The organism is Winogradskyella alexanderae (assembly GCF_020166335.1).
In the GTDB taxonomy this organism is placed as follows: Bacteria; Bacteroidota; Bacteroidia; order Flavobacteriales; family Flavobacteriaceae; genus Winogradskyella; species Winogradskyella alexanderae.
This window is the reverse complement of the sequence record NZ_JAIUJR010000003.1, coordinates 157,120-182,969: the sequence shown is the minus strand read 5'-3', so window position 1 is coordinate 182,969 and position 25,850 is coordinate 157,120. Positions and strand designations below refer to the sequence as shown.

The following is a 25,850-nucleotide window of genomic DNA, read 5'->3' as shown; positions in this document are numbered from 1 at the left end:
AGCCAAAATTAAGAAACGGTTTGACAAAAGACCAACTTTATAGAGAATTAAATTACGTTAATGCTACACGCGAATCTAGAACAAAGTATGCAAATTTAATACTGGAAAATCCCAAATTGCTTCAACCACTTCTTGAAATTTTGTTTACGGTTAATAATAAGATCTCAATAAGAGCAGCTTGGATTTTGGAGTTTGTGTGCAAGCAAAATATTGCCCTTATACTTCCTCATATAGGCTTTTTTATTTCAAATCTATCAAGACTACGTTTCGATTCGGCAATAAGGCCGTGTGCCAAAATAGTTGAAATTCTTATTCAATTATTTTACAAGAAAAAAGCACCTGTAATTACTGAAGCCCTAAGCATATCCAACCGTGCAGCACTGGTTGAAATTTGTTTTGATTGGTTAATAACTGATCAAAAAGTAGCTGTTAAAGCATATAGTATGAGTTCGCTGTATTTATTGGGCACCGAATTCGATTGGATCCAGAACGAGTTGAAACTTAATTTACAAAGAAATTACAGTTCAGAGAGTGCAGCATTTAAAGCGAGAGCAAAATATATATTGCAAGATTTCGGTGTAAACGTTCCAAGATGTAAGTCCAAAATCCGATGAAGTCTATTTAATCTTCTAACTTACTTCCTTATCTTTGAGGCTTTAAATCTAACTAATGGCTATTACATCGCTTAATGCAATTTCACCAATTGACGGAAGATACAGATCTAAAGTAGATAATCTTGGTAAATATTTTTCTGAAGAAGCACTAATAAAATATAGAGTTTTAGTAGAAATAGAATACTTTATTGCACTTTGCGAAGTTCCACTACCTCAACTAAAATCCATTTCACCTGATATTTTTGAGGATTTACGTGCTATATACAAGAGTTTTACACCATTGGATGCTTCTGCCATTAAAGAAATTGAGAAGGTCACCAATCATGATGTTAAGGCTGTCGAATATTTTATAAAAGAGAAGTTTGATAATTTAGGATTATCTGATTTTAAAGAATTTATCCATTTTGGATTAACCTCTCAAGATATTAATAACACAGCTATTCCATTGAGCATCAAAGATGCCATGAATGAGGTGTATGTTCCTGAATACTTTAAACTACTTGAAAAAATTGAAAGTCTTGCAGATGAATGGAAAAATGTACCAATGTTAGCCAGAACGCATGGCCAACCAGCCTCCCCAACACGTTTGGGTAAAGAACTAATGGTATTTGTCGTTAGATTAAAAGAGCAATTCAATCTGCTTAATGATGTCCCAAGTGCGGCAAAATTTGGCGGCGCTACTGGTAATTTTAATGCGCACAAGGTTGCGTATCCAGATATAAATTGGAAAGCTTTTGGTACTAAGTTTGTCCAAGAAAAGTTGGGTTTACAGCATTCCTTCCCTACTACCCAGATTGAACACTACGACCATATGGCTGCTCTTTTTGATGCTTTAAAACGTATTAATACCATTATAATAGATTTAGACAGAGATATCTGGACCTATGTTTCTATGGACTACTTTAAACAAAAAATCAAAAAGGGGGAAGTTGGCAGTTCTGCTATGCCACACAAAGTAAATCCGATTGATTTTGAAAATAGTGAGGGTAATTTAGGTATTGCAAATGCCATTTTTGAACATCTATCTTCAAAACTGCCAATCTCAAGATTACAACGTGACTTAACAGATAGCACTGTTTTACGTAATGTCGGTGTTCCGTTTGGACATACATTAATTGGTTTTAAATCTACATTGAAAGGGCTTGATAAGCTACTTCTAAATAGCACCAAGTTTGAACAGGATCTTGAGAGTAATTGGGCCGTTGTTGCAGAGGCAATTCAGACCATATTAAGACGAGAGAACTACCCTAATCCTTATGAAGCTTTGAAAGGATTGACCAGAACGAATGAAGCTATAACACAAGAATCTATTTCTGGTTTCATTGATGCCCTAGATGTTTCTAAATCCATTAAAGAGGAATTAAAGGCAATATCACCAAGCAATTACACAGGAATATAATGAATTGGTTTCCGACAGATAAGAATACGATAGTTTTAATATTTGTATCCTTAATTACAATTGGCTTTTTTATTGCAGGTCTTTTTGATGTCCTTGACTATTTAATCATAAAATTTTTACTTATATCTGGCACCATTGCACTTCTTGTTGTAGCACTTTATTTTGCCTTGAGAAATAGAAAAAATCGCCTTGAAAATAAATTTCAAGACGATTCCAAATAACATTTTAAATATTTGTCAGTTTATTTAAAAAAATCTGTTAGCCCATCTAGTTGGGAGTCTTCTATATTTGCTTTTTGGAGTACATCACCCAATTGCATAAGCTGCCCAGCATTCATATTATCACCCAAGATTCTTGCAATTGCAAATCCTTTATCGCTTGCGCTTCCAAAAAGTATCAATTCGTCAATACTCGCTTCAGACTCTCCAAGAAATTTTACAATAAATCTGCCCTCTGCTGTTGATCCTCTCATCAACTCTTCATACTTCGGGTTTTTGAGAATCGAATTAACCTTTTCAAGTTCAATTTTATATGCATCTGAATTGGTTTCATTCAACACAAAGGTTAAAACATTAAGCTTATCTACAGAGTTGTATGCTACTTGTTGGGCATCTGTCATTTCAACTTTCTCAACGTTTATTACACTTGCAGGTACATCAAATGAGGAAAAGCCAGGCTGCAATTCATTGTCTACGTAATACGTTTGTAAAGTGGGCCCTTGGTTACAACCTGTAAAAGCTGTAACCAAAAGCAACATTACTACTAATTTTTTGATTGATTGCGTCATTATAATTTAGTTTTTCTTTTCAGCTTTCTTTAACTGCTCACCACCAGGAATATCCATTTGATTAGTGATTTTTGACACTTGTCGTAAATCTATATCTCCAGTTAAGGTCATTACTACAGTTTCAAACTCACGCTTCTCACCGTTAATTTCAATATTAGAATCTTTAGTCATTTCTTTAAGACCCGTGATAAACATTAACAATTCTTTTACATGATTATCATCTTTACCCTCTTTGACATAAAACTTAACCGTTTGTTCTCCATCTTTAATGCGCATTAATTCCTCGAGATCCGCAGATTTTAAATATCTATCTACTGTGGTTTTCATATCCGCAGAAATTTTCTCGTCTCCAGTGGTAAATACCTTAAACCCGGTAATGTTATTTGCCATTTCTGCATATTCTTTGGTTTCAGGATCATCGATATCTACACCCATTGTTGCTAACATTTTAAACATTTTCTGATTTAAGATAACAGATGTTACACCTTCTAAGTCTTCAAACTTATCAAATACGCTTTGACTAAAAGCGGTGATTGATGTAAACATCATAGCTACTACTATTACTACAACTTTTTTCATGATTTCTTGTTTTTTAATTTTAATTCTTTAATAATTTATTTGTTGTTTCGTTTAACTCTGTGATGTGGCTAGCTTTTTTCAAGCCTACATTAAAGTTTTCGGATGCCAAGTTTAGTGCGTTCAAACTTGATGTCCCTTGATTGAAATTTTCTGAAAGCATTGCCAAAGCTTCCTTAGCCTCCAGATACATTTCTTGTTCTTCTTGCGAATAATCTGCAAGCGTTTTTGGTCCTCCAAACCAATTTGGAATAAAGATCCCTAGCATTAAAATTGCAATTGCTGCGACAGAAATCCACTGATAAAATACTGTTCTGTTCTTAGGTTTTAATGGAACGTCTTTAGTGTATTGCTCTTTTTGTGCTTGAGAAAAGTACTGGAACAACGGCTTGTAATGCTCCAAATGTGGTGCTACATCATCACTATTAAAATAAGCTCTTAATTGTGCTTCTTCCTTTAGGGATGTTTCCGCGTTGTTATACTTTTCTATGAGTTTATCTATATTATTTAATACCATAACTATGTGTATTAGTTAATCTTTCTCGTATTGTTTTTCGTGCTCGAGATAAAGCGACTCTTATGGCTGTTTCATTCATATCTAACATCTTCGAAATTTCTGCAAAATCATATTGCTCTATGTCTCTTAATTGCACTATTATTTTTTGTTGTTCTGGTAACTCTTCCATTATCCTAGACACCCAATTTATACTGTCTTTTGCTTCAACCTGTTTTTGTAAAGAGGACCCTTTGTCAGTATAGTTACTGTGAACTATCTTTAAATTTTGCGCTTGTTTGGATTTCAATCTATCCAAACAAAAATTCTTTGTCATTGTCATAGAAAAAGCCTCTACATTCTTATACTCACCAATCTTTTCCTTATTTCCCCACAGTTTCAGCAAAATCTCTTGTGTAGCATCTTCTGCTTCTTCTTTAGACACCAGTAATCGTTTTGCCAAACGAAATACTTTGTCTTTAAAAGGCATGACTAAACTCACAAAATCTGCTTGTTTCATTACTAATTTGATTGGTTGTAAAGACTTAACTTTTGCGTCTTCATATTTACGACGATAGACATTACATTTTGTTACAAAGTTTTTTTTTTAATAATAATGTGAGTAAATTTATAGTTTTACAAACAGAAGTAAAATTTTGCTACCCCTAAAAGAAAAATGATGAAAAATTCAATGAATTTTCACAATTACCTGTTGAGTAAACGTATTGTGATTAAAAAAATTAAAATCCTACTGTTGGGCTGTTTTGCATTATTCACGGTCACAGCTTGCTTTGAAGACTTAGATGATAATGCAATTAATGCGTCTGAAATAACAGATTTTATTTGGAAAGGTATGAATGCCACATACCTTTACAAGTCCGAAATACCCGATTTAGCAGATGATAGATTTGCCTCCGATGAAGAGTATGTAGACTATCTAAACGATTTTGAATCGCCCGACGATATTTTCTTTTCGTTATTATTTGATCCTGTAAATGTCGATAAGTTTAGTAGACTGTTTGCTAACTACTTCGATCTGCAGAATTTGCTTCAAGGAAATACAATTACCAACGGTTTAGAATTCAATCTTTATTTTGTGCCAGGAAGTTCCACTGAAGTATTTGGGGCTATCACCTTGGTTTTAAATAATAGTACTGCCGATAGCGAGGGGTTACGACGCGGCATGATTTTTAGGTCTATTGATGGACAAGATTTAAATACCAACAACATAAATACCTTATTAGGACAAACCTCTTATACCTTAAACTTTGCAGACTATGATGATAATGGTACTGCTGAGGCAGCTGACGATACAATTATACCTAATGGCTCTAGCACAACATTAACCAAGGTAAATTATGTTGAAAATCCAGTGCACTTAACAGAAATACTTGAAGTTGATAATACAACTATTGGTTATCTTGTTTATAACGGTTTCAATAGCAACTTCAATGAAGAGTTAAATGATGCCTTTGGTACGTTGCAAAATGCAAATATCGACGAATTAGTTATTGATTTACGCTACAATGGTGGTGGATCCGTACAAACCGCTACTTATTTGGGTAGTATGATAACTGGACAATTTAATGGTGCCGTTTATTCTCAACTAAAGTATAACGACAATCTCTCTAGTCTTAATAGAGATTATTTATTCACCAACGCATTTGAGGGAGGTGGGTTATTAAACAATTTAAATCTATCTAAGGTTTATGTGTTAACAACTAATAGAAGAACTGCCTCTGCAAGCGAGCTATTAATCAATAGTTTAAGACCTTATATAGATGTAGTTGTTATAGGTGAAAATACGGCAGGCAAAACACAAGCTTCAGTAACGGTTTATGATTCTCCAACCTTATTTTCTACTGAAGGGATTAATCCCAACCATACCTTTGCAATTCAACCATTAGTTGCTAATTCGTCAAATGTGAATGACCAATTAGTGCCTTCAAATGGTATAGCTCCTGACTTCTTGGTATCAGAATTTCCTGGTAATTTAGGTGTATTGGGTAATACTGATGAACCGCTTCTAGCGGAAGCTATATTCCAAATTACAGGAACCATGGGCCGAAGTTTAGAACAGTTCAGTTTGTCCTATGAGACACCTCGTGAAGTAGATATGAGTAAATTAATACACCCATTAGAACAGGAGATGTATATAGAATAATAAAAAAGCCACTTCAAAAAGTGGCTTTTTTATTAAAGATTTACATTAATACCCAAATTTAAATTACGCCCTCTAGTTGTAAAACCAAATAATTCTTGATAATAAACATTGAAAATATTAGAGATGTTCGCGAAAAGAGTCATTCTATTGTCTAAAATTTTATGACTTACATAGAAATCTAACAAACCAAACGCATCTAAATTAACTGACTCAGTTTCAAAAGTTGTGTTGTTAAATACGGCATCCTCCCTATCATCATTATACTGATAAGCCAGACTTAATTGGGTTTTTTCATCTAAAGTATAGTCTAACCTAGTATTAAGTTTTATTTCTGGTATTCTCAAACTTAAATCTTCATTTAATGATGTATAAGTTACATTTAAGTTTAAATCTAGGTTTTTAGTCAACGAGGCTTGCGCCACAAATTCCAAACCACTCGCTGTAAAGGACTCTTCAATGTTTTGATATCTAAATACAAAACCACCTGTATCTACAAAATCGATAAAATTATTTTCATTCCTACTAAAATATACAAGGCTAAAAATAGCTTTGTCATTTATTGCGACTTCCGTTCCAAATTCTATTGTTTGGTTTTCTTCTGGCTCTAATGACGCATTTCCAAAACTTGGTTCAAATAGTTGAAATAAAGATGGTGTAATAAAAGCCGTACTGTAACTTGCTAACCCTTTAATATAACCAAAGTCTAAATCGAATGCATAAGAAGGATTCACGCTATATACCAGATGACTCCCGTATTCACTGTGGTTATTTAAGCGTAAACCTGCATTGATGTTTAATCCAAAATCAGAAATATAAACGGCATTAACATAAGGATCAGTAATGGTAAATTGGGCTAATTCAGGATCGATTGATTGACTTAATTCACTTTGTCCATAGGGTATAGAAAAACTTTCCATCTTATTATCCTGATAATTAAGTCCTAAAACAGCATAAAACTTATCAGTAATGTTATAACGATTAAAAGCGTCTACAATGACACTTTGTGCATTAAAACGCGAAGGAAAACTAGATTCAAATTGGCGTTCTACCTGATTATATGCTGCATTAACTGTAAAGCTTCCATTTTTGTATTTAAGTTCGGGTGACAATCCTATTCTGTGTTGTTTTGAAATAGCTACATTATCTGCATCCATCAAAGCAAAACCCTCATCAAAATCAGCTTTGTAATTATCTAAACTAACATAAGTGTTAATCTTAAATTTATTGCTAAACCTATAACCAAGTTTTACGTTTGCGTTGTAACTATTAAATGCATCTGATTCTTGACCGCCTTGAATTGCAGATAATCCATCCGTGAATTGCTGTCCAAAGCTTGCTAAATAATTAAACTTACCTATTGTCCCATTAATTGAAATACTATTTCTGAAGTCCTCTAAAGCATAGTTATTTTCATCTGAAGATTGATTCGTTCCTATTATGCTTCTTAAATTCAAATTAAATGCCTTTTTTGAAGCTTCTTTCAATTTAATATTAATTACAGCGCTCGCTGCACCTGTACCGTACAAGGTACTTGATGCGCCTTTAAGAATTTCAATCGACTCAACCTGATCAGCGTTTAATAAGCGTAAATCATAGTCATTAGCAATTTGCGAGGGATCTGTTACCTGTACGCCATCAATCATAATAAGCACCTGACGATTACGCCCACCACGGACAAAATAAAGAAGGTTTTGTCCAGCATTACTTCGTACACCATTTACTTCTACTCCTACCGTTCTACCAATAATTTCTGCAATAGATTGTCCTTGTAACTTGTCTAAATCTTTTGATGTGATTTTTGTAATTACCTTACCAGAATTTTCACGCCGAATAGGAAAACGTGTGTCTGATAGAACTACTTCATTCAGCTGTTCAACTTTAATTGAATCTTGCTCAATTTGTGCAGATCCAATTGATAGCATACCCATAATAAAGAGCGCACTACAAAACATCTTTGTTTTGTTCATTATAGATTTTATTGTTCGAGAGAACATACAGCGATATCGAATACTTTAATTCAGAACTTGACCAATAACTATTAGTTATGTCACTAACAAGTCTATAAGTAAAAAACTCGAATATCGAGTAAACTTTTATCCCGAAAGTTTGGCTTCGATGCTGAAATTGGCAGGTCTCCTGACTTGCGTCTTGTTATTGGTCTTCCCAGAAAATAATTCCAGTGACAATGAAGTATAATAACAAGCTTTGTAGCTTACAGTTGCGGGAACAGTTCCGGATTTTCACCAGATTCCCTTTTAATCGACTTTAAAATTAAAGCCGAACCAGATTTCATGGCGAAAATAGCATTTTTAACCCATTGGAAGAATTGGGTATTACTTTTTTTTGTTCAATTTATAAATGAGATATATAAATCCTATCAAAAAATGAAGAATGATTACACCTGCAACAATATATAGTGTTAAATTTGAATCATCTCTCATGGTTGTTAGATTATAATTTTTTCAAACTTAAAAAATGCACAAGTAATTCAATGCCACTTAAGTTACACATCAAACCTATTTTCTTACTGATATCTTTAGTTTGCATAATATCATGCAATAATGATGTTGCAGTTAAATTCCCAAAAGTCAGTAAGGAAATAAAATTAAAATATGCCAGCGGTTTTAGTGCAAATTATTATGATGGTTACAAAATAATATCCATAAAAACGCCATGGCCAAATGCCGAAAAGGAATATAGTTATTGTATCATTGATGATAAAGCAAAAATAGATTTTAACTTAAACACTTTTGATGCTGTTATTGACACGAACATCGAAAAACTAGTGGTAACCTCAACAACCCACATACCTGCATTGGAATTACTTAGTGTAGAGAATGCCCTGGTTGGGTTCCCAGGTACTGACTATATTTCTTCTGAAAAAGTGAGAATGCGAATTGACAACGGGGAAATAAGAGAATTGGGTAAAAACGAAGGAATAAATACAGAAGTTCTTTTAGAAATCGATCCTGATATAGTGATTGGTTTTGGAGTTGCTGGCGTTAATAAAACATTTGAAACCATAAAAAAAGCTGGGATTCCTGTAATTTATAATGGTGACTGGGTTGAATCCTCTGCCCTTGCCAAAGCCGAATGGATAAAACTATTTGGCGTTTTATTTAAGAAAGAAAGAGAAGCTGACTCAATCTTCAACCAAATTGAGAAACGATATAACGAAGCCAAAATACTCGCGACACAAGCTGGTGACTTACCATCAGTATTAAGCGGTGCTATGCACAAAGATGTGTGGTATTTACCAAACGGATCTAGCCCAGAAGGTCAATTTCTAAAGGATGCTAACGTTAATTATTTATGGGGCGATACTGTTGGTGATGGCAGTTTGGCTTTAAGTTTTGAAGCTGTTTTCGAACAAGCCAAGGACGCTGATATATGGCTGAGCCCTTCCTATTTTTCAAGTTTTGCGCAGTTGGAGGAAGCAAATTCACTTTATACTAAATTTAAGGCTTTCCAAACTAAGAGGGTTTATACTTTCTCCAATACAACTGGTGCAACAGGTGGTGTATTATACTATGAATTAGGTACGGCAAGGCCGGATTTAGTACTACAGGACTTAATAAAAATTTGTCACCCTAACTTGTTACCAGACTACGAACCGTATTTCTTTAAACAACTTGATTAATTGAGAAGCAATAAGTCCTATAATAAGCAACTTGCTTTACTAACTGCAGCCTTGTTAGTTTGCTTTTTACTTAATATAAGCTTAGGTTCAATACGTATACCCATAAATGAAATTGTAAGTGGTTTGTACGGTTCTGCAGAGAATAAAACTTGGCAGATTATAATACAGGATTTTAGACTACCTAAAGCTATAACAGCAATATTGGTTGGTTCTGGATTGGGCGTATCTGGATTATTAATGCAAACCCTGTTTAGAAACCCTCTTGCCGGACCATTTGTTTTAGGAATTAGTTCTGGGGCCAGTTTGGGTGTAGCTTTAGTTATTCTGGGATCAGGTTTGTTTGGTGGCATTCTCGCAACCTATCTTGTTTCTAAGTGGAGCATTGTAATTGCAGCAAGTATTGGCAGTTTACTGGTTCTCATAGCTGTTTTAGCCGTTTCTAGCAAAGTGCGTGACACAATGGCTATTCTAATTATTGGTTTAATGTTTGGTAGTATTACAGCAGCAATTGTGAGTGTACTTTCCTATTTCAGCACCGCCGAGCAGCTTCAACAATATATTTTTTGGGGTTTTGGAAGTTTAAGCAATCTTTCTTGGAATGAATTGACTATTTTCTTTGGACTTTATGTTATTGGTATACTACTAGCGATTTTTTCCATTAAAGATTTAAATAGTTTATTATTAGGTGATAACTATGCGAAAAGTTTAGGACTAAATTTAAAACAGAGTAGAATGGTTATAATACTCTCAACGAGTATTATTGCAGGTACAATCACCGCATTTGCTGGTCCTATTGCATTTATCGGTTTGGCTATCCCACACCTTACACGTCAGATTATTAAAACCTCTAACCATAGAGTCTTATTGCCTGCAGTATGCCTGTATGGCTCAATTGTAATGCTTATTTGTGATAGTATAGCCCAACTTCCTGCGAGCGATTATATCTTACCAATAAACGCAATTACAGCATTAATTGGTGCTCCTGTTGTAATTTGGTTATTAGTTAGACAACGTAAAATGATGTTTTAATGGTAGAAAATGAAACTATTATTCTAAGTACAACCAATCTCGCAATTGGTTATTTAACTAATAGATCCAAGTTAGTAGTAGCTTCAGACATCAATTTTGAACTTAAAAAGGGGCAACTCATCGGGCTTGTCGGTGCAAATGGCATTGGCAAGTCAACCTTACTAAGAACTATTATCAAAGTCCAACCCGTTATTTCGGGTAACATCACTATAAATAATCAAGACTTAATATCGATAGATTCTACAGATCTTGCCAAACAACTAAGTATTGTATTAACTGAACAACTGACCTCTAAGAATCTATCTGTATATGAATTAGTTGCTTTAGGTAGACATCCTTACACCAATTGGATCGGTAATTTAACCACCAGCGATGAAAACATTGTAAATAACGCACTAAAGCTGGTAAACATTTCTGACTTAAAGGATAAAAAATGTTTTGAGTTAAGTGATGGCCAATTTCAAAAAGTCATGATTGCTAGAGCTTTAGCCCAAGATACGGATATCATAGTTCTTGATGAACCTACCACACATTTAGATATGTACCATAAGGCATACATATTAAAATTGCTTCAACACCTCGCCAAAGAAACAGGCAAGACTATTTTGTTTTCATCACACGAAATTGATTTGGCTATTCAACTTTGTGATACCATGATTGTAATGACAAAAGAAGCAGTAATTTGTGATCAACCATGCAATTTGATATCTAATGGTGTATTTGAATCGCTTTTCCCGAAGGATCTCATATCCTTTGATAATGCAACAGGAAGTTTCAGGGTAAGTAAATAGTAATTGTTAATAAATTGATAGATTTTACCAATTTCATTTTAGGTTTTTAAAGGCTATCTTTGAATTATACACTTTTAATAATGAATGATACCCTCTTAATTTTAATAGCTATTCTTATTTCTGCGAGCATTGGCGCCTTTTTAGGAATGCAATTTGCCAAATTAAAAAGTAAAGGAGATAAAAGTGCTTTAGAGGAACGGCAACGTCAGCTTAGCAATACTATTTCAGAATTAAAACATAATGTTGAAAAGATTGAGCTAGAGCGAGAATCAATACGAAAAGATAAAGAGTTTCTAAATTCTCAATTATCCAAACGTAATACAGAGCTCGAGAATCTTCAACAACAAAATTTAAAACGTGATGAAGAATTGGAAGAGCGCCAAGCGCAACTCAGAAAAGACTTTGAATTACTTGCCAATAAAATATTAGAAGAGAAATCAAACAAATTTACAGAACAGAATAAGGAGAACATAAAAAACATACTCAATCCCTTACAAGAAAAAATCCAAGGCTTTGAGAAAAAAGTTGAGGACACACAACTAAAAAGTGTAAAAATGCACTCTGCATTAGAAGAGCAATTAAAAGGCCTAAAAGACCTTAATCAGCAAATGGCTAAAGAGGCAACAAATTTAACAAAGGCACTAAAAGGAGACAGTAAAACACAAGGGAATTGGGGCGAGTTGGTTTTAGAACGAGTACTTGAAAAATCAGGGTTAGAAAAAGACAGAGAGTACTTTGTACAACAAAATTTTCAGCGAGACGATGGCACTCGCGTCATGCCAGATGTTGTTTTACACCTGCCAGACTCAAAGAAAATGATTATTGATTCTAAGGTGTCTCTAACAGATTATGAGCGTATGGTCAATGCAGAAGATGACCAAAGAGAACTTTTCCTAAAGGCTCATGTAAATTCTATAAAGAAGCATGTAGATCAGCTTTCCGCAAAAAATTATCAAGATCTGTATGATATTGAATCGCCTGATTTCGTATTGATGTTTATTCCTATTGAACCTGCATTTGCAGTTGCTATAAATGAAGACAACACGCTTTATAATAAAGCTTTTGAGCAAAACATTGTAATTGTTACGCCGTCAACACTTCTTGCCACATTACGAACAATAGATACCATGTGGAATAATGAGAAACAACAACAGAATGCAATTGAAATTGCCAAACAAGCTGGTGCTTTATACGATAAGTTTGAAGGCCTTGTAAGCGACTTAACTGGTGTTGGTAAAAAAATAGATGCAGCAAAAAGCGATTATTCTTCTGCAATGAATAAACTTGTTGAAGGAAAAGGAAATTTAATTTCACGCGTTGAGAAAATTAAAAAAATGGGAGCAAAAGCAAAAAAATCACTTCCTGAAAATATAATAAAACGCGCAACCGAAGATTGAGAATAGGTTATTTAATAAATGTGAATTTGTAATGTTCAAGGCGGTCAACGATTCAAGAATTCAAATGTCGGAACTCATGTTACCTTCCTATACTAATTTTGGTGGAAAAATACATGGTGGATATATTTTAAGTCTTATGGACCAAATTGCATTTGCCTGCGCCTCAAAACATTCTGGGAGTTACTGTGTTACAGCATCAGTAGATAAAGTAAACTTTCTAAACCCAATTGAGGTTGGCGAACTGGTTACCATGAAAGCATCTATTAATTATGTCGGCACTTCTTCTATGGTTGTTGGCATTCGTGTTGAGTCTGAAAACATCAGAACTGGTAAAAAAAAGCATTGTAATTCATCCTATTTTACCATGGTAGCCATAGATGAAAATGGCAAAACAGCCCAAGTACCTGGCTTAAGATTGGACTCTAAAATAGACGCCAAGAGATTTATCAAAGCAATAAAACGACAAGAAAGCGAATCTAAAAAGAATAAAGCCTTGAGTTCAGTTTACAAAAATGTTAGTGACCATTTAGACTTACTTCAGAACTATCGTGTTAGAGTAGATTTTTAAAATAAAAAAAGCCATTAAATGGCTTTTTTTATTTTAAAAATTTTATTGTTTTATGAAACGCTTTGTTTGTACACTTTCGTTATTTGAAACTCGTACCAAATACACACCGCTTCTCCAATTAGAAACATTAACTGATGATTGGAGTTGAGTAATGATTCCTTGGTAAACACGTTTACCTAAAACATCAAATACCTCGAGCTTCATATCACCGTTTGAAGTTGGCAATTTTATATTTAAACTGTTTTTACCTGGATTAGGTGAAATTGTGAATTCGGTGTTTTGATTTTGAAATTCTGGAATACTCAAAGATGAGGATGCCAAGATATTGTCTACTTGTATTATTGCTGCTATTACATCAGGTCCATCCCAAGTTGGTGTGGAACTGCTCAAAATTCTCAGGGTTTGAACATTAGACAATACGGTAGCAGCATCTACTCCACCTGAAACAATGGTAAAATCAGAAGGATCAATCGGTATTGTAATATTTGACCAATTACCAGTAGCAGGCACATTTATTGCACTAGTCGAGCAAATACGTGTACCACTGCCTTGCAATGCAATTCTTAAGTTAAGTGCATTTGTTTGCACATTAACATCAAAATTGATTTGATCTATACCTTGAGTTATGAAATCACCGCTCCATTGGTTATTTTGAGAAAAAAACACCATTTTACTAGCAACGCCTGCTGTACCTGTAGATGTGTATTGTAAGCAATTGTCTCCAGCTCCACTTGGCCCACCATTAGTTACATTGATTGGCCCATCAGTCGCATTACCAGCGCCACCAATTCTCCAGTTTTGTGTTGTTCCATCCTGGAAATCATCTACTTGGTTTAAGGTAACTTGGGCTGTTAAACTAAAAGTGATTAAACAAGTGGAAAATAAAAGTAAAGTTCGCTTCATATGTAGGTTATTTTAAAGCTAAGTTAGTAATAATAAAGCAAATACCACGCTAACTTTAACAGATAGAAAGAATTTACTTACTTAAATACATTTTTCTACGTGCATATAGATCATAGAATTCATCATCCTTGAGGCTATCAATAAACAAAATACTCTCACCTGTACTTTTCATTTCAGGACCAAGTTGCTTATTCACATTTGGAAATTTATTGAATGAAAATACAGGTTGCTTTATGGCATATCCATCTAGATGAGGTTTAAAATCAAAATCACTTAGTTTTTTGTGCCCTAACATTACTTTAGTCGCATAATTAACATAAGGTTCTCCGTAGGCCTTTGCAATAAACGGTACTGTACGAGAAGCTCTTGGATTAGCTTCAATTATGTATACCGTATCGTCCTTTATGGCAAATTGGATATTTATTAAACCAACCGTATTTAACGCCAGAGCGATTTTCTTTGTGTGGTCTTTGATTTGTTGCATCACAAATTCACCTAAATTAAAAGGTGGCAATGTAGCATTACTATCACCAGAGTGGATTCCACATGGTTCTATATGTTCCATGATACCAATTATATAGACATTTTCACCATCGCATATAGCATCTGCTTCTGCTTCTATTGCGCCATCTAAATAATGGTCTAGTAGCAACTTATTCCCTGGAATAGATTTTAAGAGGTCAATTACATGCTCCTCTAATTCTTTCTTATTTATTACAATTTTCATGCCTTGTCCACCTAAGACATAAGACGGACGAACTAATATTGGAAAATTTAACCGTTCTGCCACTTCAAGAGCTTCTTCGGCACTTTGTGCTGTATCAAACTCAGGGTAAGGAATGTTATTGTCTTTTAACAAGGTTGAGAAATTACCTCTGTCTTCTGCCAAATCAAGTGATTGGAAACTCGTTCCCATTATTCTTACACCATAACGTTCTAATTTCTCTGCCAATTTAAGCGCTGTTTGCCCACCCAATTGTACAATTACACCTTCTGGCTTTTCATGTTGAATTATATCATAAATATGCTCCCAGAAAACAGGTTCAAAATAAAGTTTATCCGCAATATCAAAATCTGTTGATACCGTTTCAGGGTTACAGTTAATCATGATTGTTTCATAACCACATTCTGATGCAGCTAAAACTCCGTGAACACAGCAGTAGTCAAACTCAATTCCTTGGCCAATCCTATTTGGTCCAGAACCCAAGACTATTATTTTCTTTCGGTCTGTAACAACACTTTCATTTGCAACATAAACGTCGCCATTCGCATCTTCTACTTCACTTTCAAAAGTTGAATAATAATACGGTGTTTCTGCCTTAAATTCTGCTGCACAGGTATCAACTAATTTATATACTCGATTGATATTGAATTCACGCCTCTTATTATAAACTTGACTTTCTAAGCATCCAAGCATGTGAGCAATTTGGCGATCTCCATAACCTTTTTGCTTTGCTTCCAGAAGCAATTCTCTTTCAATAGAATCTATTTTATATGTAGAAATCTCACGTTCAAGATGGAACAGTTCTTCATACTGCTTTAAAAACCACATATCTATTTTCGTGATCTCGTGTATACGACTCAATGGGATACCCATTTGTATGGCATCATAAATTACGAAAACCCTGTCCCAGCTAGCTTTAGTCAATTTTTGAATGATTTGGTCATAATTCTTATAACCCTTGCCGTCTGCTCCTAATCCATTTCGCTTGATTTCTAGTGATTGCGTAGCCTTGTGCAATGCCTCCTGGAAGGAACGTCCAATTGCCATTACTTCTCCAACGGCTTTCATTTGCAATCCTAATGTACGGTCAGACCCTTCAAACTTGTCAAAATTCCAACGTGGAATTTTAACGATCACATAGTCCAAAGTAGGTTCAAATAGAGCCGATGTTGACTTTGTTATTTGATTACTCAGTTCGTCTAGTGTGTAACCTAGTGCGAGTTTTGCCGCTACTTTGGCGATTGGATAACCCGTAGCTTTACTTGCCAATGCAGAAGACCTAGAAACCCGTGGATTAATTTCTATGGCAATAATCTCTTCTTCTTCATCTGGACTAACAGCAAACTGAACGTTACACCCACCTGCAAAATCTCCAATACTGCGCATCATATGAATGGCCATATCACGCATTTTTTGGAATGTTTTATCTGACAGAGTCATTGCAGGCGCCACCGTAATAGAATCTCCTGTATGAATTCCCATAGGATCCATGTTTTCAATGGTACAGATAATTACAACATTATCATTTTTATCCCTTAACAACTCTAATTCATATTCTTTCCATCCCATCATAGCTTTGTCAATCATAACCTCATGTATGGGAGAAATTTCCAGTCCTCTCGTTAAGGATTCATCAAATTCGTCTTCATTATAAACGATGGAAGCACCTGCTCCACCTAAGGTAAAAGATGCTCTAATACATAAAGGAAAACCAAACTCTTGAGCTATCTCTTTTCCTTTAAGAAAAGAGGTTGCAGTTGCCTGAGGTGCCATGCCAACACCAATTTTTGTCATTAACTCTCTAAACTTTTCCCTGTCTTCTGTAATATTAATGGCATCTATATCAACACCGATTATATCAACATTAAAATCATCCCAAATACCCTTTTCATCTGCCTCAATACACAAGTTTAAAGCCGTTTGTCCACCCATTGTTGGCAGAACTGCATCAATCTGCGGATGTTCCTTTAAAATCTTTATTATTGATTTTGTTGTTAATGGTAAAAGGTAAACATGATCTGCCATGGTTGGATCTGTCATGATGGTTGCTGGATTGGAGTTGATTAAAACGGTCTCAATCCCATCTTCTCTTAACGAACGTAGCGCTTGGGATCCTGAATAATCGAACTCACAGGCTTGACCAATAATGATAGGACCTGAACCGATTAGTAAAATAGATTTGATGTTTGTGTTTTTTGGCATGAGTATTAGTTTTGGTGAGCAAAAATACTTATCAAAAGGGTACAAAAAAAGGTGTTACACCTAAGTAACACCTTTAAAATATTAACAATTGTTAATCATTATCTCTTATGTCTTGATTCTGAAGATACAGACAATTTCTTTCTTCCTTTCGCTCTTCTACGAGCTAAGACTTTTCTTCCATTAACAGAAGCCATTCTTTCTCTGAAACCGTGCTTGTTTCTTCTCTTTCTTTTCGATGGTTGAAACGTTCTTTTTGGCATTGCCCTATCTTTTTAAATCTTTTATACTTATATCAATGCGGTTTTCTTCAAACCGCGTGCAAATATACAACAACTTTTTACTTTAACAAGAGCCTGTTTAAAAATATTTCTATTACTTTTTATTAACTTTGACCTCTCTTAAAACACGTATAAATGTTCAATAAAAATATTAAACTTGTTCTTGCTGCACTTATAATAGCTTATGCCATCTATCAATTTACCGAGGGTTACATTGGTAATGGCATTATGTATATTCTCTTTTCTACCATCTTTATTTTTTTGTATTTTAAAAATGAAATTATTCTACTTGCTTTTTTAAGATTGCGTAAGCAGGACTTTACAGGTGCTAAAAAATGGTTGGACAAAATTAAAAACCCAGAAGGTGCGTTGGTAAAGAAACAACAAGGTTATCTAAATTACCTTAATGGTATCATGGTTTCGCAAACCAATATGAATGAAGCTGAAAAGTACTTTAAAAAGGCTATTAGTCTTGGACTATCAATGGACCACGATTTAGCAATGGCTAAATTGAACCTAGCAGGAATTGCATTTTCTAAAAGACGTAAACAAGAAGCACAGAAACTGTTATCTGAAGCAGAAAAATTAGATAAGCGTGACATGTTAGCCGACCAAATTAAAATGATGAAACAACAGATGAAAAAGGCTTCTATACCAAAACAACATTACGGCCAACCAACTTCTGCAAGGCAACACCGCAGAAGCAGACGTTAATTCCTAGAGTAATGGCGCCATAAGTCGAGCGAATCCTTCTAGAAACTTCTCTTTATTAGAACGCCTTTCCCACTCGTTTGGTTCAACTTTTTTTGAATTCTTCAAATCCTCATTAAACATGGCTTTAATTTGACTACTAATTAGTCTATTGTAAATCAAAGCATTTACCTCAAAGTTTATGTTGAAACTTCTGTAGTCCATATTTGCAGTACCTACAGTACAAAAAACATCATCTACAATCATAGTCTTACTGTGAACGAAACCTTTATGGTACTGATATACTTCAACACTAGCTTCCAGTAACTTCTCTATGTAGGAATTTGTTGCATACTCTGCAATCCATGAATCAGACTTCTTCGGTATTATGATTTTAACTTTGATATTGCTTCTTGAAGCAACTTGTAATGCGGTGACTATCTCATCATTAGGTATGAAGTACGGTGTTGTTATATAAATAAAGTCTTCGGCATTATTTATTGCAACGAAGATAGACTCCATGATATTAGACCAATCTGTATCTGGGCCACTCGCAGCAATTTGTAATGGAATTTTTGATTCTATATCTATCCTTGGAAAATGAGCTTCTCTAATTTGTAATTCTCCTTGACTTACAAAATCCCATGTTGTAAAAAATAAAATCTGAAGTTGATGCACTGCCTCCCCAGCAATTCTCAAGTGGGTATCTTTCCAAAATCTTTGATTTCTACTATTTATATAGTTGTTGGAAATGTTAATACCTCCAACGTAACCAATTTTACCATCTACAATTAGAATTTTTCGATGATCCCTATAATTCATCCGTCCTGTAAATCTTGAAAAAAGTACTGGCATGAACTTGTAAATAATAACACCACTTTTCCTCAGTGAAGACAATCGTCCATTTGAAATCTTACTTCCAACATCATCAATAATTATTTTTACCTCCACACCTTCTTCTGCCTTCTTTGAAAGTAGATTTAAAACCTCAGTACCAGTCTCGTCATCTTTAATGATAAAATATTCTAGATGAATATGATTCCTTGCTGTTTTTAAATCCTCAAGAAGTAACCTTAATTTTTCATCTCCGTTACATATAACCTGAACATCATTTTTTAGGGTTAATTTTGAGCTTTGACTATTATATAACAAACGGATTAACTTTGACTTCTCTTCGAGTAGCTCATCTACTTCAGAAATTGCCTGTGTATCAATTTCCAATTCATTCTGAATTTTGGCAATTACAGATTGGTTAAGTACGTGTTTTCTGTTAAAAATCTTGGTCTTTCTATAATCTTGACCAAAGAAGTAATAAACGAGTAACCCTACAAATGGAAAAACCAACAAAACAATAATGTAGGTCAATGTTTTTGTTGGATTAATCTTTTGGAAAAGCAACGTTATTGTTGCTAATAGCGCTAAAAAATAATTTAGCCCAAATAAAATATAAATGAAGTTGTCTTTTACAAACTCCAAGTTTATGGTGTTGTTTTGTAATACCCTTCTTTTGGAATTTCAATCTTGTATAACTTCCTTGAGCCATTGTTGAGATGTTTCTCTCTTAACCAAGGATTATGAATTTTCAATATTTTATAATTTATTCCAAAACGACTAGCAAACTGGGTGAAATCTGTAACAGCGGTATCAACTTCAACTTTATAAGTAGGTACAGGTTTATATAAATCGTTTTTATTGAAATTAAACCCATACTTACTTGGGTTGTTTAATATTTCCTTTAATGCTACAATTCTAAATATATATCTACCTGTTTCCTCACCCAAAAGTAAGTCGTAGTAGTCGGCAACATTCTGCTCTTCCAGTCGTCTTTCAATTCCAGCGTTTCCAGCATTATATGCCGCTGCTGCAAGGGTCCAGGAACCTAATTGCTCTTTTGCCTTTTTTAAATATTTACAAGCCACCTCAGTTGCCAACTCCAGGTTGTAGCGTTCATCTACATTACTATTGACTTCTAGACCGTTTTCGCGACCGGTAGTTTTCATTATTTGCCAAAATCCTTTGGCACCTGCAGGAGAGACTGCATTTGACAATCCGCTTTCAATAACAGCTAAATATTTAAAATCATTTGGAACACCGTTTTTTTCTAGAATTGGTTCAATGATAGGAAAATACTTTTGTGCTCTTTTAAACATTAACAACCCATTAGACTGCCAATAGGTATTTACTAGAAGCTCACGATCCATTCGTTCGTAGATATCTGGATTGTCTACTGGTACAGGTTCACCAGAAAAATTTAGACCTTCAGGCATCTCGAGGGCATAAACATTGTAATCATTAACAATAGGTTGTTCTTTACCAATGGTTTCGTCAGAAGGTGCTTTCTGAACTGCAAATATGAATAATCCTGATATACATACTAAACCAATTCCGGCTAAAATATTTTTTAAGATTTGCATGGCTTCAATTTTTTTTAAATGTAAGTAATCTATTTAATTCTTTCAAATTCAAGACTCTATAAGTTTAGGTAGATTTTCATTAAACCATTTATACTTATTTATAATCATGACATGTGTACCTCCTTTAATTACAATACAATCGCCTTCACAGGAGTGTGGAAAAACAGCATCTTTATCTCCATGGATGTAGATCGCTTCTGGATGTGGTTTATCCTGGTCCCAGCATACAACTTGCTTAATAGACCAATCTAAATATGCTTTATCATTAACAGAAAGGTACTTTTTATATAAGTCTACTCTTTTTTTTATTGTCTCTCCAAAAGCATATTTGGCCAAAATATCAATTTTTCCTGCTAGCTGGGTTGGCAATATTTTATAGGCTTTAGTAACTTTTAGAAGTTTAAATTTCTTTGGCAATTCATGGCGTGATTTTACACTGGATACAACGAATAACTTTTTTAGGTTTAGGTATTTGCTCATCTCTTGGACCAAAATACCTCCAAAAGACACACCTAGAAGCACGGCATTGTCGTACTTTATAAAACTACACATACGCTTAGCATAGTTTTGTAACGTCTCATCTCTATTCGGAATTTGCCATTCTAGCCAATGGATTTTATATCTATCTTCTGGAAGAGAAATGTATTCAAAAATTGTAGGGCTTGCTGCCATACCAGGCATGAAATAAACATGAGTAAGTTCTGATACCATTTTTAATGTTTATGTAAGGGCTTAAGTCTTGGCGGAATCCTTTATAAATACCGAGATTACAAGCATTTAACACTTGGGACCTAGGAGAATTCCCTAATTATTTATACCTTTGCATTGCAAAACTATATAAAATATAGTATCTACACGCCAACCGCTAATCTTAAATAATGAAATTATGACTGAAACTGCCGAATTGATTGACAATGATTTTCTACGTCAATTTGAATTAAAGGTTGAAAACGACATGGCTGTTATTGAATATTCTCTTCAAGAACGCAAAATTTTCCTTACAAAAATGATTATTCCAGACCCGATGAAGTCTGATGAGTTTGAAAAAGAATTTTTGGCAATGGTATTTGATAACATTAAAGAACGAAATATCAGTGTTGTACCCACAAGTCCTGAAATTGCGAAATTTGTGAGAAGTAATAGAAAATATAAACGTATGCTGCCAGTTGGCATTCGAATATAATTTGAAAAAGAGATAGATTGAGAGGCCCATAACTTTATAGTTATGGGTTTTTTTATTCATGGACTAGAGCTTGTGTGAAATTAAAACGTACTAGACCGTCATCGTCAATTTCAGAAAGCTCTACTCTGTGCAATGTATTGACCAATTCAGGATTCCAAGGCGCTTTAACTTTTACATAGTTTTCTGTGAAACCATGAATATAGCCTTCTTTATTTTCGCCTTCAAACAATACCACACGTTCTGTATTTAGCTGTTTTTCGTAGAAAGCACGTCGTTTCTTTACTGATAAACCTCTCAACATTTTGCTGCGTTTCGCCCTTATATTTTTAGATACAACGCCTTCCATATAAGATGCCTCCGTATTATCTCTCTCAGAATACGTAAAAACATGCAGATAAGAGATATCCAATTCATTTAAGAAGTTATAGGTTTCTAAAAATATCTCGTCTGTTTCTCCTGGAAAACCAACAATAACATCAACGCCTATACAAGCGTGCGGCATTACCTCTTTAATTTTTTTGACTCTGTCTACATAAAGTTCACGCATGTAACGCCGTTTCATCTTCTTAAGGATTTCATTGCTTCCGCTCTGTAAGGGTATATGAAAATGAGGCACAAATGCTCTTGACCTTGAAACGAGTTCAATAGCTTCGTTTTTAAGTAAATTTGGTTCAATTGATGAGATACGCAAACGCTCTATCCCTTTTACTCTATCCAACTCTGTAATGAGATCTAAAAAAGTATGCTCGTGTTTTTTGTTACCGAATTCACCTTTACCATAATCACCGATATTTACACCAGTCAATACAATTTCCTTAATACCTTGTTCAGATATTTCCCTTGCATTATTTAAAACGTTGTCCATAGAATCACTTCGAGAGATACCTCTAGCTAAGGGAATTGTGCAATAGGTGCATTTATAATCACAACCATCCTGAACCTTCAGGAATGCCCGAGTTCTATCACCAATAGAATAGCTGCCGACATAGAAATCTGCCTCTTCAATTTCACAGGAATGAATTTCGCCAAAATCATTTTTAGAAAGATCATTAATATAATCGGTGATTTTGAACTTTTCAGTTGCCCCAAGAACTAAATCTACACCGTTTACATCTGCCAATTCCTCTGGTTTTAATTGTGCATAGCAACCAATGGCAGCGACGAATGCATCAGGATTAACTTTTTGAGCTTGCTTAACAATAGTTTTAAATCGTTTGTCTGCGTTTTCTGTAACCGAACATGTATTTATAACATAGATATCAGCTTTGTCTTTAAAATCAACACGCTGAAAGCCCTTCTCCTTAAAACCTCTAGCAATTGTTGAGGTTTCAGAATAGTTAAGCTTACAACCAAGTGTGTAAAAAGCAACTTTTTTTGTTTCCATGTTTTAGACTTCCAAACTTGTTTACAGACCTTTATTCGTATATATTTACTCGGCTTTAATTTTAGAGTTGGCAAATTTACGATTTAATACTTACATGTTAAAACAGAGCGGTTTAATATTAAAATTCTTGATTTTAGTTGCTTTTAGCTTTATTTCAATTTCTTGTGGACCTAAATCCAAAAAAAGTAAAAACCATCTTGTTTTTAGATACAATGAGCATAAAAACATAGGTTCTCTTGACCCTGCATTTTCAAAAGACTTAGCAGATATCTGGGCTACACACCAACTATTTAACGGATTGGTGCAGATGGATAATAATCTCAATGTTATTCCTTGTATTGCAAAGAATTGGACGATTACTGACAGCGCTAGAACATATACGTTTAGCTTGAGAAAAGATGTCTATTTTCATAAACATTCATTGTTTGGAAAAGATTCAACACGACAAGTTTCAGCTTATGACTTTAAATACAGCTTAAACAGACTAAAAGATCCCTCCTTAGCCTCTCCTGGAAGCTGGGTTATGAATAAAGTGGAACGTTTTGAGGTAATTAATGATTCAACGTTTCAAGTAAAATTAAAACAACCTTTTCCTGCCTTTTTGGGACTTCTTACAATGAAATACTGCTCCGTTGTTCCAAAGGAAATTGTCGAGTACTTCGGAACAGATTTCCGGTCTAATCCAATAGGAACTGGTCCCTTTAGATTTAAACGATGGGAAGAGAACATTAAACTAGTTTTTAGAAAAAACAACAACTATTTTGAACTTGATGAGAACGGTGAAAAACTACCTTATTTGGAGGCAGTTTCCATCACCTTTTTACCTGATAAGCAAAGTGAGTTTTTACAGTTTGCCCAAAATAACATCGACTTTGTTTCGGGATTGGATGCTTCTTACAAGGACGAAATTTTGACCTATGACGGCAAATTAAAAGCCTTATATAAAGATGATGTAAACATGATAAGAGGTCCATATTTAAACACAGAATACCTCGCATTTTTTATGGAGACTGATGTTGAATCTTTAAAAAGTAAAACCATTAGACAAGCTATTAACTTAGGTTTTGACAGGGCCAAGATGATTACCTATCTAAGAAACGGCATCGGCACGCCAGCCTATGGAGGCTTTATACCCAATGGATTGCCAGGATACAATTCAACAATCGGCTATACCTATAATCCAGAAAAGGCAAAACAGCTTGTAGAAACTTTTAAGACTGAAACTGGAATTCAGAATCCAGAAATAACACTAACCACTACGAGTAACTATTTGAGCTTATGTGAATTTATTCAACGTGAGATTGAAAAAATTGGAATAACAGTCAACGTTGATGTTATACCTGCATCGAGTTTAAAAGATGCTAAAGCTAACGGACAGCTTGACTTTTTTAGAGCAAGTTGGATTGCTGATTATCCGGATGCCGAAAATTACCTTTCGCTTTATTACAGTAATAATTTCGCTCCAAATGGACCAAATTATACACATTTTGCGGACAAAGTATTTGATAATTATTTTGAAGCATCGTATTTAGAAACCAATCCTCAAAGGCGGGCAGACTTATATACAAAAATGGACTCATTGGTTATGGTTTCTGCCCCTATTGTTCCTTTATTTTATGACGAAGTAGTAAGATTTACACGCAAGACCGTTAATGGTCTTGGAATTAATGCTACCAATCTATTAGAGCTAAAAGCAGTAAGGAAGACTAAAATTTAGTAAAGTAGTATAAATCGTCGCCACCAGCGCCTTTCAATCGTCTTGAAGACAAATAACCTGATGTTAAATCATCATTTAAAAAGAACGAGAAGTCATCACCAGGACTATTTATTGGTGTTTCAAGCGAAACTGGTAGTTGCTCTGGATCACTTAAATTTAAGTCGTAACGATAAATATCTAGTCCTCCTTTACCATACCTACGATTTGATGTGAAATACAATACGTTATCTGCACTAACAAATGGAAATATTTCTGTTCTTGAACTATTGATGGTTTCACTCAGTTTGGTTACTTCACCATATGTCTTATGATTTGTGACGGATACTTTATATAAATCTGATTTCCCCTTTGTTCCCCTGATATCTGAAATGAAATAAAGTGTATTACCATCTGGACTTAAAGCGGGATGTGCAAAGTTGTTGTTGGGTTTGCAAAATGGCAAGGTTTCAAAGTTTGTCCAGCCTTTTCCCTCAACATACTCCGCTCTCTGTATTAAGAGATTATAAGTCTCAATGCCTTTTAGCTTATTAGCACCCTTTCCTGTATGATTTGAAGTAAAGTACATAAATCTACCATCCTTTGAGTAGGTAGCTGCAGACATGTTAAATTGTCCCAATTCTGTTTTTACTATTGGTTTTCCATTAACAATTTCACCATCAGAATTTATCTCACCTTCATATATCCCATAAACAAATCCAGAATACTTATCCTTAATTGGCCTGCCCCTTTTTGTAGTAAGATTATGGCTGTAAAATATTTTATCACCCACAACACGCGCTGCAAAATGGTCTAGTTCTGTATTTAGTTCTAATTGTCTTACCTCAACATCTTTACTCTGCGTAAAAGCAAATGTACTGATGAATGCAAGTAGGATTGAGATTTGGTGCTTTTTCATGG

25 protein-coding genes and 1 riboswitch are annotated in these 25,850 nt (G+C 34.5%); of the genes, 12 read left to right on the top strand and 13 right to left on the bottom strand.

Translation table 11 applies throughout. The features are described 5' to 3' along the window. Positions 1-20: 20 nt before the first annotated feature. From LBU54_RS06560 to LBU54_RS06550, 3 genes are read left to right on the top strand one after another with little or no spacing between them, the layout of a single operon-like run. Positions 21-614 carry an adenylosuccinate lyase gene (locus LBU54_RS06560; protein WP_224527504.1) on the top strand — a complete coding sequence of 198 codons (594 nt, stop codon included), beginning with the start codon at positions 21-23 and terminating at the stop codon, positions 612-614. Positions 615-669: 55 nt separating this feature from the next. Then, on the top strand, positions 670-2,013 hold the full coding sequence (gene purB, locus LBU54_RS06555) for an adenylosuccinate lyase (RefSeq protein ID WP_224527502.1): 1,344 nt from the start codon (positions 670-672) through the stop codon (positions 2,011-2,013). Next, positions 2,013-2,234, top strand: coding sequence for a hypothetical protein (locus LBU54_RS06550; protein ID WP_224527500.1), 222 nt, complete (start codon positions 2,013-2,015; stop codon positions 2,232-2,234). The genes purB and LBU54_RS06550 overlap by 1 nt, the downstream gene beginning before the upstream one ends. A gap of 20 nt (positions 2,235-2,254) precedes the next feature. Here LBU54_RS06550 and LBU54_RS06545 read toward each other — a convergent pair whose 3' ends face one another. From LBU54_RS06545 to LBU54_RS06530, 4 genes are read right to left on the bottom strand one after another with little or no spacing between them, the layout of a single operon-like run. Continuing rightward, on the bottom strand, positions 2,255-2,800 hold the full coding sequence (locus LBU54_RS06545) for a DUF4252 domain-containing protein (protein ID WP_224527498.1): 546 nt from the start codon (positions 2,798-2,800) through the stop codon (positions 2,255-2,257). Between the two features lie 6 nt (positions 2,801-2,806). Next, positions 2,807-3,379, bottom strand: coding sequence for a DUF4252 domain-containing protein (locus LBU54_RS06540; RefSeq protein WP_224527496.1), 573 nt, complete (start codon positions 3,377-3,379; stop codon positions 2,807-2,809). A 19-nt stretch (positions 3,380-3,398) separates the two neighbouring features. Then, positions 3,399-3,893: a hypothetical protein gene (locus LBU54_RS06535; RefSeq protein ID WP_224527494.1), complete on the bottom strand. Its 495-nt coding sequence runs from the start codon at positions 3,891-3,893 to the stop codon at positions 3,399-3,401. Next, positions 3,880-4,389 (bottom strand): RNA polymerase sigma factor, encoded by a 510-nt coding sequence (locus LBU54_RS06530; protein WP_224527492.1) that lies wholly within the window; start codon positions 4,387-4,389, stop codon positions 3,880-3,882. The genes LBU54_RS06535 and LBU54_RS06530 overlap by 14 nt, the downstream gene beginning before the upstream one ends. 156 nt (positions 4,390-4,545) lie before the next feature. Between LBU54_RS06530 and LBU54_RS06525 the strand changes: the two genes are divergently transcribed. Beyond that, positions 4,546-6,033, top strand: a complete 1,488-nt coding sequence (locus LBU54_RS06525; RefSeq protein ID WP_224527490.1) for a S41 family peptidase — start codon at positions 4,546-4,548, stop codon at positions 6,031-6,033. A 32-nt stretch (positions 6,034-6,065) separates the two neighbouring features. On the opposite strand, the gene LBU54_RS06520 is transcribed toward LBU54_RS06525, so the two are convergent. After that, positions 6,066-8,000, bottom strand: a complete 1,935-nt coding sequence (locus LBU54_RS06520; RefSeq protein WP_224527486.1) for a TonB-dependent receptor plug domain-containing protein — start codon at positions 7,998-8,000, stop codon at positions 6,066-6,068. A 142-nt stretch (positions 8,001-8,142) separates the two neighbouring features. Continuing rightward, positions 8,143-8,335: riboswitch (cobalamin riboswitch) on the bottom strand. A gap of 189 nt (positions 8,336-8,524) precedes the next feature. Between LBU54_RS06520 and LBU54_RS06515 the strand changes: the two genes are divergently transcribed. The 5 genes from LBU54_RS06515 (at position 8,525) to LBU54_RS06495 (ending at position 13,458) form a co-directional block, all read left to right on the top strand. Then, positions 8,525-9,673, top strand: a complete 1,149-nt coding sequence (locus LBU54_RS06515) for an ABC transporter substrate-binding protein (RefSeq protein WP_224527483.1) — start codon at positions 8,525-8,527, stop codon at positions 9,671-9,673. Further along, positions 9,674-10,702 (top strand): FecCD family ABC transporter permease, encoded by a 1,029-nt coding sequence (locus tag LBU54_RS06510; protein ID WP_224527480.1) that lies wholly within the window; start codon positions 9,674-9,676, stop codon positions 10,700-10,702. Further along, entirely contained in the window at positions 10,702-11,493 is a 792-nt protein-coding gene (locus tag LBU54_RS06505) for an ABC transporter ATP-binding protein (RefSeq protein ID WP_224527477.1), read from the top strand. Before LBU54_RS06510 ends, LBU54_RS06505 begins: the two co-directional genes overlap by 1 nt. A gap of 80 nt (positions 11,494-11,573) precedes the next feature. After that, positions 11,574-12,890: a DNA recombination protein RmuC gene (gene rmuC, locus LBU54_RS06500; RefSeq protein WP_224527474.1), complete on the top strand. Its 1,317-nt coding sequence runs from the start codon at positions 11,574-11,576 to the stop codon at positions 12,888-12,890. A 31-nt stretch (positions 12,891-12,921) separates the two neighbouring features. Continuing rightward, a complete protein-coding gene (locus LBU54_RS06495) occupies positions 12,922-13,458 on the top strand; it encodes an acyl-CoA thioesterase (RefSeq protein WP_224527473.1) in 537 nt (178 codons plus the stop codon). A gap of 42 nt (positions 13,459-13,500) precedes the next feature. Here LBU54_RS06495 and LBU54_RS06490 read toward each other — a convergent pair whose 3' ends face one another. From LBU54_RS06490 to rpmH, 3 genes are all read right to left on the bottom strand, one after another. After that, positions 13,501-14,361, bottom strand: coding sequence for a T9SS type A sorting domain-containing protein (locus LBU54_RS06490; RefSeq protein ID WP_224527471.1), 861 nt, complete (start codon positions 14,359-14,361; stop codon positions 13,501-13,503). A 73-nt stretch (positions 14,362-14,434) separates the two neighbouring features. After that, positions 14,435-17,287: a carbamoyl-phosphate synthase large subunit gene (carB, locus tag LBU54_RS06485; protein WP_224527469.1), complete on the bottom strand. Its 2,853-nt coding sequence runs from the start codon at positions 17,285-17,287 to the stop codon at positions 14,435-14,437. A gap of 98 nt (positions 17,288-17,385) precedes the next feature. Beyond that, the gene (rpmH, locus tag LBU54_RS06480; protein WP_224527467.1) at positions 17,386-17,547 is read right to left on the bottom strand and encodes a 50S ribosomal protein L34; all 162 of its coding nucleotides are present in this window, start codon (positions 17,545-17,547) and stop codon (positions 17,386-17,388) included. Positions 17,548-17,700: 153 nt separating this feature from the next. Here rpmH and LBU54_RS06475 point away from each other — a divergent pair, with 153 nt between their 5' ends. Next, positions 17,701-18,279 carry a tetratricopeptide repeat protein gene (locus LBU54_RS06475; RefSeq protein ID WP_224527465.1) on the top strand — a complete coding sequence of 193 codons (579 nt, stop codon included), beginning with the start codon at positions 17,701-17,703 and terminating at the stop codon, positions 18,277-18,279. A 3-nt stretch (positions 18,280-18,282) separates the two neighbouring features. On the opposite strand, the gene cls is transcribed toward LBU54_RS06475, so the two are convergent. Genes cls through LBU54_RS06460 form a run of 3 tightly spaced genes read right to left on the bottom strand, consistent with a single transcriptional unit; the run spans position 18,283 to position 21,380 of the window. Further along, on the bottom strand, positions 18,283-19,731 hold the full coding sequence (gene cls / locus LBU54_RS06470; protein ID WP_224527463.1) for a cardiolipin synthase: 1,449 nt from the start codon (positions 19,729-19,731) through the stop codon (positions 18,283-18,285). Positions 19,732-19,733: 2 nt separating this feature from the next. Next, positions 19,734-20,669 carry a lytic transglycosylase domain-containing protein gene (locus LBU54_RS06465; protein WP_224527462.1) on the bottom strand — a complete coding sequence of 312 codons (936 nt, stop codon included), beginning with the start codon at positions 20,667-20,669 and terminating at the stop codon, positions 19,734-19,736. A gap of 48 nt (positions 20,670-20,717) precedes the next feature. Next, entirely contained in the window at positions 20,718-21,380 is a 663-nt protein-coding gene (locus tag LBU54_RS06460; RefSeq protein WP_224527460.1) for an alpha/beta hydrolase, read from the bottom strand. 175 nt (positions 21,381-21,555) lie between these two features. Between LBU54_RS06460 and LBU54_RS06455 the strand changes: the two genes are divergently transcribed. After that, on the top strand, positions 21,556-21,852 hold the full coding sequence (locus tag LBU54_RS06455; protein WP_224527458.1) for an N-acetyltransferase: 297 nt from the start codon (positions 21,556-21,558) through the stop codon (positions 21,850-21,852). Positions 21,853-21,904: 52 nt separating this feature from the next. On the opposite strand, the gene mtaB is transcribed toward LBU54_RS06455, so the two are convergent. Then, positions 21,905-23,236, bottom strand: coding sequence for a tRNA (N(6)-L-threonylcarbamoyladenosine(37)-C(2))-methylthiotransferase MtaB (gene mtaB, locus LBU54_RS06450; RefSeq protein WP_224527456.1), 1,332 nt, complete (start codon positions 23,234-23,236; stop codon positions 21,905-21,907). 94 nt (positions 23,237-23,330) lie between these two features. Here mtaB and LBU54_RS06445 point away from each other — a divergent pair, with 94 nt between their 5' ends. Continuing rightward, a complete protein-coding gene (locus LBU54_RS06445; protein WP_224527454.1) occupies positions 23,331-24,953 on the top strand; it encodes an ABC transporter substrate-binding protein in 1,623 nt (540 codons plus the stop codon). Here the strand turns inward: LBU54_RS06445 and LBU54_RS06440 are convergent. Then, positions 24,943-25,848, bottom strand: coding sequence for a TolB-like translocation protein (locus tag LBU54_RS06440; RefSeq protein WP_224527452.1), 906 nt, complete (start codon positions 25,846-25,848; stop codon positions 24,943-24,945). The two genes, LBU54_RS06445 and LBU54_RS06440, sit on opposite strands and share 11 nt — an antisense overlap. Between the last annotated feature and the right edge of the window lie 2 nt (positions 25,849-25,850).